General features: G+C 60.8%; 11 protein-coding genes and 1 pseudogene. 8 read left to right on the top strand and 4 right to left on the bottom strand.

The window, feature by feature from the left end; genetic code table 11:
• Positions 1-154: 154 nt before the first annotated feature.
• Positions 155-1,351, bottom strand: a complete 1,197-nt coding sequence (megL, locus tag ACTQ4R_RS12875; RefSeq protein WP_441629314.1) for a methionine gamma-lyase — start codon at positions 1,349-1,351, stop codon at positions 155-157.
• Between the two features lie 214 nt (positions 1,352-1,565).
• On the opposite strand from megL, the gene ACTQ4R_RS12870 reads away from it, so the two are divergent.
• The 8 genes from ACTQ4R_RS12870 (at position 1,566) to ACTQ4R_RS12835 (ending at position 8,879) form a co-directional block, all read left to right on the top strand.
• Positions 1,566-3,050 carry a histidine kinase gene (locus tag ACTQ4R_RS12870; RefSeq protein ID WP_441629312.1) on the top strand — a complete coding sequence of 495 codons (1,485 nt, stop codon included), beginning with the start codon at positions 1,566-1,568 and terminating at the stop codon, positions 3,048-3,050.
• Positions 3,022-3,729, top strand: a complete 708-nt coding sequence (locus ACTQ4R_RS12865) for a response regulator transcription factor (protein ID WP_441629310.1) — start codon at positions 3,022-3,024, stop codon at positions 3,727-3,729. The genes ACTQ4R_RS12870 and ACTQ4R_RS12865 overlap by 29 nt, the downstream gene beginning before the upstream one ends.
• 198 nt (positions 3,730-3,927) lie before the next feature.
• Positions 3,928-4,968 (top strand): TRAP transporter substrate-binding protein, encoded by a 1,041-nt coding sequence (locus ACTQ4R_RS12860; RefSeq protein ID WP_441629308.1) that lies wholly within the window; start codon positions 3,928-3,930, stop codon positions 4,966-4,968.
• Between the two features lie 56 nt (positions 4,969-5,024).
• Positions 5,025-5,558, top strand: coding sequence for a TRAP transporter small permease (locus ACTQ4R_RS12855; protein ID WP_441629306.1), 534 nt, complete (start codon positions 5,025-5,027; stop codon positions 5,556-5,558).
• The gene (locus ACTQ4R_RS12850) at positions 5,551-6,849 is read left to right on the top strand and encodes a TRAP transporter large permease (protein WP_441629304.1); all 1,299 of its coding nucleotides are present in this window, start codon (positions 5,551-5,553) and stop codon (positions 6,847-6,849) included. The genes ACTQ4R_RS12855 and ACTQ4R_RS12850 overlap by 8 nt, the downstream gene beginning before the upstream one ends.
• A 3-nt stretch (positions 6,850-6,852) precedes the next feature.
• Positions 6,853-7,761, top strand: a complete 909-nt coding sequence (locus ACTQ4R_RS12845; RefSeq protein ID WP_441629302.1) for an AEC family transporter — start codon at positions 6,853-6,855, stop codon at positions 7,759-7,761.
• 124 nt (positions 7,762-7,885) lie between these two features.
• Entirely contained in the window at positions 7,886-8,032 is a 147-nt protein-coding gene (locus ACTQ4R_RS12840; protein ID WP_441629300.1) for a hypothetical protein, read from the top strand.
• A gap of 13 nt (positions 8,033-8,045) precedes the next feature.
• Positions 8,046-8,879, top strand: coding sequence for a hypothetical protein (locus ACTQ4R_RS12835; RefSeq protein WP_441629298.1), 834 nt, complete (start codon positions 8,046-8,048; stop codon positions 8,877-8,879).
• A gap of 47 nt (positions 8,880-8,926) precedes the next feature.
• Here the strand turns inward: ACTQ4R_RS12835 and ACTQ4R_RS12830 are convergent, their stop codons facing one another.
• From ACTQ4R_RS12830 to ACTQ4R_RS12820, 3 genes and pseudogenes are all read right to left on the bottom strand, one after another.
• A complete protein-coding gene (locus tag ACTQ4R_RS12830) occupies positions 8,927-9,748 on the bottom strand; it encodes a methyltransferase domain-containing protein (RefSeq protein WP_441629296.1) in 822 nt (273 codons plus the stop codon).
• 159 nt (positions 9,749-9,907) lie between these two features.
• The gene (fabZ, locus tag ACTQ4R_RS12825; protein WP_441629295.1) at positions 9,908-10,351 is read right to left on the bottom strand and encodes a 3-hydroxyacyl-ACP dehydratase FabZ; all 444 of its coding nucleotides are present in this window, start codon (positions 10,349-10,351) and stop codon (positions 9,908-9,910) included.
• A 59-nt stretch (positions 10,352-10,410) separates the two neighbouring features.
• Positions 10,411-10,651, bottom strand: a pseudogene (locus tag ACTQ4R_RS12820) (pyruvate synthase); the annotation flags it as partial.

Here is a 10,651-nt window from a genome sequence, read left to right as displayed (position 1 = left end):
TCTACGATTCCGCGATCCAGTTTCCCTCGTTCCAGCATCTTTCATCACCCATGCTTATTTTACCATATAAATGCGATAAAGCCCAGCTATGCTGGACTTTTTCGACAGCCTTAGGTGCCGGTGCTTTCCCACCGGCACCTAAGGGGAAGCGGGCTTACAGCAGGGTGTCCAGAGCCTGCTTGAAGTCGGCGATGACATCCTCGGGGTCCTCCAGGCCCACGCTGATGCGGACCAGGCCCTCGGAGATGTTGGAGGCGGCCAGCTCCTCGGCGGTGTAGGTGGAGTGGGTCATGGAGGCGGCGTGCTCCACCAGGGTCTCGGCGCCGCCCAGGGAGACGGCGATGGTGCACAGCTGCAGCTTGTTCAAGGCGGCGGCGGTGGCGGCGCGGTCGGCCTTCAGCTCAATGGAGACCATGCCGCCGAAGTCCTTCATCTGCTTTTTGGCCACGTCATGGCCGGGGAAATCCTCAAAACCGGGATAGTAGACCTTGGCCACGGCGCTGTGGCCGCGGAAGAACTCCGCCACCTTCCGGGCGTTGGCGCAGTGACGGTCCATGCGGATATCCAGAGTCTTCAAGCCGCGGGCAATGAGGAAGGCGTCAAAGGGGCTCATGACGGCGCCGGTCATATCCTTCAAGCCGGTAGAGCGGCAGGTCTCAATGAATTCCCGGGTGCCCACGATAAAGCCGGCGATGACATCGCTGTGGCCGTTGATGTACTTGGTGGCGCTGTGGACCACGATGTCGGCGCCCAGGCTCAGGGGACGCTGCAGGTAGGGAGAGCAGAAGGTGTTGTCCGTCACCACCTGGATGGCGGGGTTATAGGCGTGGGCCGCCTCGGCCACCGCCTGGATGTCCACGATTTTCAAATTGGGGTTGCAGGGGGTCTCAAAGTAGACCACCTTGGTCTTGGGAGACAGGGCCTTCTTCACGTTTTCCACGTCGGTCATGTCCACCAGGGTCACCTTCACGCCGAACTTGGTCAGACCGTGGGTCAGCAGGGTGAAGGTGCAGCCGTACAGCGTCTCGTCCGCCACGATCTCGTCGCCGGCTTCCACCAGGCTCCAAAGGGTGGCGGACACGGCGCCCATGCCGGAAGCGGTGGCGAGGGCAGCCTCGCCGCCCTCCAGGGCGGCCAGCTTTTCCTCCACCTGCAGCAGGGAGGGGTTGGCGAGCCGGGTGTAGATGTAGCCGCTTTCCTCACCGGCGAAGCGGGCGCCGCCCTGCTCCACCGTGTCAAAGGCGAAGGTAGAGGTCTGGTAGATAGGGGTGCAGAGGGCACCGGCACTGTTGGCGGACTTGCCGGCGTGGATCTGGCGGGTAGCGAAGCCCGCTTTCTTCAGATCATGCATGGATATGCCTTCTTTCTCTTCGTTTTGGAATATATATCGGAAATATTGATGATTAGATATAGCAACATGTTATATTTGCGGTGGGGGCAGCGTCAACCTACTGTTTTCCTGTGTTCAATAAATTTATCAGATTTGACAGAGAAAGCAAAAAAACCGTAGCGGTTTCCGTCAAAATACGCTATACTGAACTTACATATGCACCGGGGGTACAAGCATGAAAAAGCTTCTTCAGAAGTGGCGCGACGTTTCCATCAAGACCAAGAGCAGTATTCTGGTGGGCATCATGATCGCCTCCATGTGGGCGCTGGTGGCCTACGAGATGATGCAGTTCCGGGATTTCAGCCGCAAGTCCGATGTCATCATGAACGACTACATCGAGATCACCGGCTTTATGGACGCCTTTTCCGAGGAGAATGTGTGGCTGGAGGCCTATATCCGCCCGGCGCTGGATGTGGACCGCAATTACCGCCTGGCCGGTGAGGAGACGGACCGCAGGATGGAACTGCTGCGGCCGGACCTGGCCGCGGACCGGCGGGAGGAATATGTGCTGAAGCGGGCCATCTGCAACGCCATGGAGCACTACCGGGAAACACAGGTCGTCTTTTTGAACACGGGCCGGAGCGGTGACGCGTTCATTCAGCGGTACTTTTCCCTCAAGAGCCAGGCCGCGTACATCGACGGCTACACCCGCGAGCTGCTCAACAGCTGTATGGAGCGGGGCGGGGAGCAGTGGCAGGAGATCGAGACCGCCAACAACCTCAACAGCCGGCGCTTCAGCGGCTTCCTCGTGGGAGCCACCGTGCTGATGATCGTCATTTTGCTGATCCTGACCCGCAGCGTTCTGCGGCCTCTGGAGGACCTGGGCGGGGCGGCGGACCATATCAGCGCCGGTCGGTATGACGCGCCGCCGCTGGAGGTCCGCGGCAATGACGAGCTGGGACGGGCCGCCCGGTCCTTCAACCTCATGCAGACTGAGATCCGCCGGACCATCCACGCTTTGGAAAAGCAGGCGGAGATGGAAAAGAGCCTGCTGGAAAAAGAGGTGGAGGCCGCCCAGATGCAGCACAAGCTCCAGGAGGGGCGCTTTGCCCAGCTGCAAAGCCAGATCAACCCCCACTTCCTGTTCAATACCCTTTCCACCATCGCCGCCCTGGCCCGGGAGGAGGGCGCCCCGCTTTCGGAGGATCTGGTGCTGCGTCTGTCCAGCTTTTTCCGGTACTCCCTGGAAAGCGATGAGAAGGTGGTGCCCCTGGGCCGGGAGATCCAGCTGCTGCGGGACTACATGGAGCTGCAGGAGACCCGGTACGGCGACCGCATCACCATGGAGGTGCGGTCGGACCCGGCGCTGGAGGATGTGCCGGTGCCCAAGTTTATTTTGCAGCCCCTGGTGGAAAACGCCATCCTCCACGGCCTGCGGCAGTGCACGGAGGGCGGCTGCATTCGGGTCCGCTCCCGCCGGGACCGGACAGGGAACATTGTCATCACAGTCACGGACAACGGCTGCGGCTTTGACACAAGCCGCCTGGGCGCCGCTGCCGCCGGGGAGCGCCGGTCCGTGGGACTGAAAAATATCGCCGAGCGTATGGAGTACAGCGGCGGCCGGCTGGATGTGTGCAGCGTCCCCGGCGTGGGCACCTGCGCGCGGATCACTGTTGGAGGAGGAACGGACCATGATCAAGATCCTGGTGGCCGAGGATGAGGCGCGGAGCCGGGCGGCACTGGCGTCCAGGCTGCGGAGTATTCTGGGGGAAGCGGCGCTGATCGAAACGGCGGCGGACGGAAACGAGGCGGTGACAAAGGCGGTTCAAGTGAAGCCGTACCTCATTTTTATGGACATCGAGATGCCTTATAAAAACGGCCTGGAGGCAGCCGCTGTGGTAAAAAGCCAGATGCCGGAGACCCATGTGGTGTTTTTGACGGCCTATGATCGGTTTGACTACGCCGTGGGAGCCCTGCGTTCCGGCGGGGAGGACTACCTGCTCAAGCCCGCCTCGGAGGCGGACCTGCGGGAAATGCTCCAGAAATTTTTCGATGTGGCGCCCCAGGCCCCCAAGGACGCCACACCCTTCGAGGCGGCGTTGCGGGTCTGGCTCCACCAGCATTACACGGAGGATGTCGCCCTGGAGGCCGCGGCGGAGAGCATGGGCATGAGCCCCTTTTACTTCTCCAGACAGGTGAAGGCGGCTACGGGACAGACGTTTTTGGAGCTGTTCACCGGCTACCGCATCGAAAAGGCCAAGCAGCGCCTGCTGGATACGGAGATGAGCGTCAGCGAGGTGGGACGCTCCGTGGGCTATCCGGATTCCAACTATTTTACAAAGGTGTTCAAGCGAGCGGTGGGATGCACGCCCACCATCTACCGCAGCCGGGGAAAATAGCAGTTTGAAACGAAACAGCAGCAGCAGGCAAACGCCTGCTGTTGTTATTTTTACACAAAATTTAAGGGGAACTTTTGAATCTAAATAAAAAATAGACGACAAAAGAGCAAAACTTTACGATTTCTTAATATTTGAAAGTCTTATAAAATAGATATACAAAAAAGTGCTTGAAAAAGCCGAAAAGACGGAGGAAAAGAAATGAAAAAGTTCCTTGCAACTCTGCTGGCTGTCTGCACGGTGCTGGCCCTGTGCGCCGGCTGCGGCAGCAAAAAAGAAGAGACTCCCGCTGCTTCCGAATCCAACGAGACCCCCGCTGCTTCCACGGAGACCGTGGTCCTGCGCCTGGCCAACAGCCACAACGCCGAGCACATCACCAGCCAGGCCTGCCAGATGTTTGCCGACCTGGTGAACGAGAAGACCGACGGCCGCATCACCATCGAGTGCCACTTCGCCGGCGAGCTGGGCGACGAGCGCTCCACCATCGAGCAGTGCCAGTTCGGCGGCCTGGACTTCACCCGTGTATCCTCCGGCGCCTCCGCTGAGTTCGCTCCCCTCATGAACGCCCTGCAGATGCCCTATGAGTACACCAGCGTGGACCACCTGTTCGAGGTCCTGGACGGCGAGATCGGCCAGGAAGTGTTCGAGACCTTCAAGGCCAACAACCTGGTGGGCATCACCTACCTGCATCCCGGCTCCCGCAACTTCTTCAACGCCAAGAAGGAGATCCACACCCCCGCTGACCTGGCCGGCATGAAGATCCGCGTCTCCGAGTCCGATCTGATGCTGACTTTGATGGATTCCCTGGGCGGCATCGGCGTGGGCCTGCCCTTCAACGACACCTATTCCTCCATCCAGACCGGCGTTGTGGACGGCGCCGAGAACAACATGACTTCCTACATTGAGATGTCCTTCTGGGAGGTCGCTCCCTACTGGACCTATGACGGCCACTCCTACATGCCCGATATGATCCTGGCCTCCAAGCAGACCATGGACAAGCTGTCCGCCGAGGACCAGCAGATCATCTTCGACTGCGCCAAGGAAGCCGAGGTCTGGCACCGTGACGCTTGGGAGGATTCCGAGGCAAAGAACGCCAAGATCGCCGAGGAGAAGGGCTGCACCCTCACGACTCTGACCGACGAAGAGGTCAAGGAGTTCCAGGATGCCGTGGCTCCCATGTATGATACCTTCTTGAATGACGAGCAGAAGGCCATCGTGGAGCGCGTCCAGGCTCTGGGCTGATACGTGCTTGAAAAAGGGCGGCCTTGGAAAGGCCGCCCTTTCCGTTATGAAATGCAATGAAAGGAGCCAACGCGATGAATATTTTGCGGAAAGCCTGCCGCTTTCTGTTTAAGGCGCTGGAGTGGTTCGCCATGATCTGTATGGTGATCCTAACGGTCATCGTCTTTACGGACGTGGTCCTGCGCTACATTTTCAAGCAGGGCTTTTCCTGGACCCAGGAGGTGGCCACGCTGATGCTGGTGTGGTTCAGCCTCATCGGCATGGGCATCGGCGTGCTGGAAAAAATCCACATCAGCATTGAGATGTTCACCTCCAAGCTGCCGGAAAAGGCCATCAGCGTGCTGGATACCATCAACCATATTTTGATCGCCGTTTTCGGCGGCGCCATGGTGTATTACGGCGCGCTCATCATGGACATGACCAAGCTGTCCACCATGCCGGCCACCAAGCTGCCCAGCTCCGTGCTGTACGTGATCCTGCCCCTGTCTGGCCTTCTGGTGCTGCTGAACGCGGTCCTGGTGGCAGCTAAGCAGGACAAGAAGATCTTTGCCGAAGGCGCTGACGCCGGAAAGGAGGAGACCGATGCCTGACACGAGTATTGCCATCGCCATTATGCTGGGGTCCTTCGCGATCCTGCTGATGCTGCGGATGCCTATTTCCTTCACCCTCGGCATTTCCTCCGTGCTGACGGCGCTGTATCTGAATATCCCCCTGGCCACGCTGTTCCAGCGGATGGTCAGCGGTGTCCAGAGCTTTTCCCTGCTGGCCATTCCCTTCTTCATCCTGGCCGGCGAGATCATGGGCCAGGGCGGCATCTCCCGCCGGCTCATCACCTTGGCAAACGCCTTTGTGGGATGGATGCGGGGCGGCCTGGCCCAGGTGAACATCCTGGCGTCCATGTTCTTCGGCGGCATCTCCGGCTCCGCCGTGGCGGACACCTCCTCCATCGGCTCCATCCTCATCCCCATGATGACGGACTCCGGTTATGACAAGGACTTTTCCGTGGCCGTCACCGTCACCTCCTCCTGCCAGGGTGTTATGATCCCGCCCTCCCACAACATGATCCTCTTCGCCATGGCGGCGGGCGGCGGCGTGTCCATCGGCCAGCTGTTCATGGGCGGCTTGATCCCCGGTATTCTGCTGGGCGTGGCCTTGATGATCATGACGGCCATCATTGCCCACAAGCGCAATTATCCCAAGGGCCGCATGATGTCTGCCGGTGAGATCTGGAAGGCCACCAAGGACGCCCTGCTGGGCCTGATGACCTGCATCATCATCGTGGGCGGCGTCATCTTCGGCTGGTTCACCGCCACCGAGTCCGCCGCCGTGGCTGTGGTGTATGCCTTTATCGTTACCTTCTTCGTCTACCGGGAGATCCCCCTGCACCAGTTCGGCAATATCCTGCGCAAGTCCCTGCGGACCATCGCCATGGTCATGGCCTTGATCTCCACCGCCTCCATGTTCGGTTGGCTGCTGGCCTATCTGAAGGTGCCCGCCATGGTGACCAACGCGCTGCTGGGTATCTCCGATAACCGGGTGGTCATCCTGCTGCTCATCAACATCATGTGCCTGGTCCTGGGCTGCATCATGGACATGGGACCCCTCATTTTGATCTTGACGCCCATCCTGCTGCCGGTGGCCACACAGCTGGGCATGGCTCCTGTGCAGTTCGGCGCTATGCTGATTTTGAACCTGGCCATCGGCCTGTGCACGCCTCCTGTGGGCGCCGCCCTGTTTGCCGGCTGCTCCATCGGCCGTATCAAGATCGAAGAGGCCACCAAGGCCTGCCTGCCCTTCTACGCCATGATGATCCTGGTGCTGATGCTGGTGACCTTCTGGCAGCCGCTGTCCATGTTCGTCCCCAACCTCATGATGGGCTGAGCCATGGAAACGATCCTCGTCAAAGCGGCGGGGCTGGCTCTGATGATCTTCGCGGGCTACGGCTTGAAACGGCTTGGCGTCTTCCGTACGGAGGACGCCAAAGTCATCTCCCGCATCGTGGTGCATCTGACGCTGCCCGCGGCCCTCATCACCGGCTTTCGCACCTTTCATTTCGACGCCAGTTATCTGGCCCTCATCGTCATTGCCCTGGTCAGCAACTTCGCCCTGCTGGGCGTGGGCCTGCGGCGGACCCAGGGCGGAGACCTGGCAACCAGGGGCCTGTACGCCTTGAATGTCTCCAGCTATAATATCGGCTGCTTCGTGCTGCCCTTTGTCCAGAGCTTCCTGCCGCCGGAGGCCCTTGTGGGCGTGTCCATGTTTGACGCCGGCAACTGCCCGGTGAACTCCGGCGTCGCCTACGCCATCGTGTCCGCCCGCAGCAGCGGCCAGCGGGTCCGCCTGGGCTTCGTGCTGGACAAGCTGGTCCACTCCGTGCCCTTTATGACGTATCTGACCTTGATGGTGCTGTCCATTCTCGGCATCACGCTGCCGGAGCCGGTATACCAGGTGGCCTCCACGGTGGGCGGCGCCAACACCTTCCTGGCCATGGTGATGATCGGCATGCTGTTTGAGGTACGGGTGGAGAGGGAGGACCGCCGGCTGATCCTGGAGATCCTGGCGGTGCGCTACGGCTGCAGCCTGGCCATGGCGGCTCTGGTGTGGGTGCTGCCGCTGCCGCTTTTGATCCGGCAGGTGTCCGTGCTGGCCATGATGGCGCCCATCCCCTCCGTGACCATGGTGTACTGCGAAAAATGCGGCTGCAAGCCGTCGCTGTACGGCGTGTTGAATTCCCTCAGCATCGCGGTCAGCCTCCTGCTGACCTTCCCACTGCTGCTGGTGCTGCATCTGTAACAAAAAACGCCCTGCGGACCCCTGCGGTCCGCGGGGCGCTTTTCGCTTGCTTGATAAAAAAGTTGGCTTTGTGAAAAAACATGGCAGTCTGGCCCGTGTTTATGGTGAAAGGAGCTGAGAGACCGTGAACGCATTTGGTACCGATGCCGACATCCAGCGGGTGGTGGAGCAGTACAGCTCCATGCTGCTGCGGCCGGCCTGCTGGGCCTGCCTGCCGCCACGGTGGGCACCCGGCTGGCCCGCGGCCGGAAGCGGCTGCGGGAGCTTTTGAAGGAGGCGTGCATATGAACCGACAGGACTACCGGAAGGCCTTTGACGCCATCTCTTTCTCGGAAGATTTTGCGCCCCGGACGCAGGCGCTGCTCCTAAAGGCAAAGCAGCAGGCGGCGGAAAAGGAGAGACAAGGCATGAAATGGAAAACAGTGATCAGATCCGCGGGATTGGCGGCGGCAGTGGTGGTAGTGCTGGTGCTGTCCGTGTCGGCGGCGGTGCGGTGGCTGAGCCCCGCCCAGGTGGCGGAGCATGTGGAAGAGCCGCTTTTGGCGGCGGCCTTCGAAAGTGAAAACGCGGTGCCCATCCATGAGACCAGGGAGACCGGCGGCTATGCCATCACCCTGGAGGGCATGGTTTCCGGCCAGGATCTGGCCAATGTTCCGGCGGAGTACAATGGTGACATCATCAGCGACCGAACCTACGCCGTGTTCACGGTGCGGCGGAGCGACGGTGAGCCGCTGACGGAGCAGCCCATGGAGCTCAGCTATACGCCGCTGGTATCCGGCTGCCACATGGGCGTGGTGAACGCATGGACCCTGGGCGCCAATTGCCAGTCCCCTGCGGAGGATGGCGCGGCCTATTACCTGTTCGATACCCGGAACCTGGAGACATTTGCCGACCACACCGTGTATTTTGCCATCTATGAGGGCGGCGTCCCCTCTCTCGAGGAATTCACCATGGAGGCGGATGGCAGTCTCCGCTTTGCGGAGGATTTCCAGGGCGCCCATGCACTGTTCACCCTGCCGCTGGATGCCGGCAAGGCGGACAGCGCGGCGGCGGAGGCCTTTGCGGCGGGGACCGGACTGGAATTCCCCCCTATGGAGCGGGAAGAGCCCCAAGGCTGAAAGATAAGCAAAAGGAGGCCCGCGGCATCACCGCGGGCCTCCTTGCCTTATACCATTTTGCGGGCGATGAGCACGTCCATGCAGTGTCGGTGGGGGACGCCGCTGCTGGCGCAGTCGAAGATGCGTTCCTCCAGCCGCTCCACCTTCCAGTCGGCATAGCAGGTGAGCAGTTCCCCGGAGGACCAGAAATACTCCCGCTCCTCCCAGTCCGGCGGCACCGGCAAAAAGGGCTTGTCCACAAATACGTTCAAAACATGGATGCCGCCCACGGCGGTGTGGGCCTTGTAGCCCTCCAGCACCCGGCGGCGTTCCGGCTTCGGGAGGTACTGGAGGACACCGCTGGAAAAGACGATGTCAAAGGTGGTCTCCGGCCGGTAACTCAGCAGATCCGCCTGGAAAAAATCCACCTCCGTCCGATGAAGGTCCGCCAGCTGCCGCCCCTTTTCGATGCCGCTGGCGGTCACGTCAAAGGCGGAGACCGTGTAGCCGTTCCGGGCGAAAAACACCGCCGCCTGCCCCTCGCCGCAGCCCACGTTCAGCAGCCGCAGCGACCGCACCGGCGGCATGAGCCGCAGCACCTCGTAGCAGCCGCTCCACACATCGTTGCCCCAGTAATAGGCAGGACTGCGGTATTTGCTCTCGTACTGAGAGGTGCGGAGCTTTTCCCGCCGGTAGCCCAGCAGGGCGTCAATGCTGACGGAGAACACCTCCGCCAGGTGGGGAAGCAGCTCTATGTCCGGGTAGGACTGGCAGTTTTCCCATTTGGAGACGGACTGGGGCGAGACCCCCAGCTGTCCCGCCAGCTGCTCCTGGGTCAGCCCCCGGGCCTTCCGCAGGCGCAGCAGGTTGTCTGCAAGATCATGGTTCATATGATTCCCTCCCACCAGCAGTATACCGCATTTTTGCCTGGAAGCAAATCACGCTCCCCGGGAGTTTTTTCTCCGCCGCAACCGCTTGTTGCAAAAAACGGCATGCGCCCCAGGCCACTCGGCCTGGGGCGCATGCTGGTTCAAAGAGAGGGAGGCGCGTTAGCGCATGGCAATGGTGACTTCGGATTCCGCCGCCAGGTCGCCGGCTGTGTAAACCGTGCACTTGCAGGTGGCGATGGCCTTGTCGGCCCGCTCGGTGAGCATTTCCGCGTGGATCTCCAGGGTGTCGCCGGGGAGGATCTTCTTGCGGAATTTCACGTTGTTGATGCCCAGGAGCAGGGGGACCTTTCCGGCATAAGCGGGCTTGGTCATCAGCACCAGGTCCGTGGCCTGGGCGGTGGCCTCCACCGTGTATACGCCGGGGAGGACGGGGTCGCCGGGGAAGTGACCCTTGAAGATCTCACGCTGCGGGTCCACCCAGAAGGTCGCTACGATATGGTCGCCGGGCACCAGCTCGCTGACCTCGTCGATCAGCAGCATGGGGTCCCGGTGGGGAATAATCTCCATGACTTGCGCATGATTCAGTTTCATAACTTCAGACATGACGAACCTCCTTATATTTTCGCCGCCGCGGCGGCAGTTCCTGCGGGAAAAGGGGATGCTTAGGCTTCCTCAGCCATCTTGCGGTACTTGTTGTAGCGGGCCTTGACGTCGGCGATCTCCTTCTGGTAGAGGGCGTCGGCCTTCTCGGGGAAGTTGTTCTTCAAAGAGGCAAAGCGGTTCTCGCCCATGAGGAAGTCCATGAGCTTGCCGGTGTCGGGCTCGGGAGAATCCAGCTGGAAGGGGTTCTTGCCCTGCTCCGCCAGCCGGGGGTCATAGCGGTAGCAGTGCCAGTAGCCGCAC

The organism is Dysosmobacter sp. Sow4_B12, from assembly GCF_052116665.1.
Lineage (GTDB): Bacteria > Bacillota > Clostridia > Oscillospirales > Oscillospiraceae > Oscillibacter.
Note: the sequence above shows the minus strand (reverse complement) of the source record. Positions and strands in the feature narration are given on the sequence as shown.

Excerpts from the sequence above, each read along its gene's own strand:
- megL (WP_441629314.1), bottom strand. The coding sequence starts at position 1,351 with ATGCATGATCTGAAGAAAGCGGGCTTCGCTACCCGCCAGATCCACGCC.
- ACTQ4R_RS12835 (WP_441629298.1), top strand. The coding sequence starts at position 8,046 with ATGAACCGACAGGACTACCGGAAGGCCTTTGACGCCATCTCTTTCTCG.
- ACTQ4R_RS12850 (WP_441629304.1), top strand. The coding sequence starts at position 5,551 with ATGCCTGACACGAGTATTGCCATCGCCATTATGCTGGGGTCCTTCGCG.
- ACTQ4R_RS12845 (WP_441629302.1), top strand. The coding sequence starts at position 6,853 with ATGGAAACGATCCTCGTCAAAGCGGCGGGGCTGGCTCTGATGATCTTC.
- ACTQ4R_RS12870 (WP_441629312.1), top strand. The coding sequence starts at position 1,566 with ATGAAAAAGCTTCTTCAGAAGTGGCGCGACGTTTCCATCAAGACCAAG.
- ACTQ4R_RS12830 (WP_441629296.1), bottom strand. The coding sequence starts at position 9,748 with ATGAACCATGATCTTGCAGACAACCTGCTGCGCCTGCGGAAGGCCCGG.
- fabZ (WP_441629295.1), bottom strand. The coding sequence starts at position 10,351 with ATGTCTGAAGTTATGAAACTGAATCATGCGCAAGTCATGGAGATTATT.
- ACTQ4R_RS12855 (WP_441629306.1), top strand. The coding sequence starts at position 5,025 with ATGAAAGGAGCCAACGCGATGAATATTTTGCGGAAAGCCTGCCGCTTT.
- ACTQ4R_RS12865 (WP_441629310.1), top strand. The coding sequence starts at position 3,022 with ATGATCAAGATCCTGGTGGCCGAGGATGAGGCGCGGAGCCGGGCGGCA.
- ACTQ4R_RS12860 (WP_441629308.1), top strand. The coding sequence starts at position 3,928 with ATGAAAAAGTTCCTTGCAACTCTGCTGGCTGTCTGCACGGTGCTGGCC.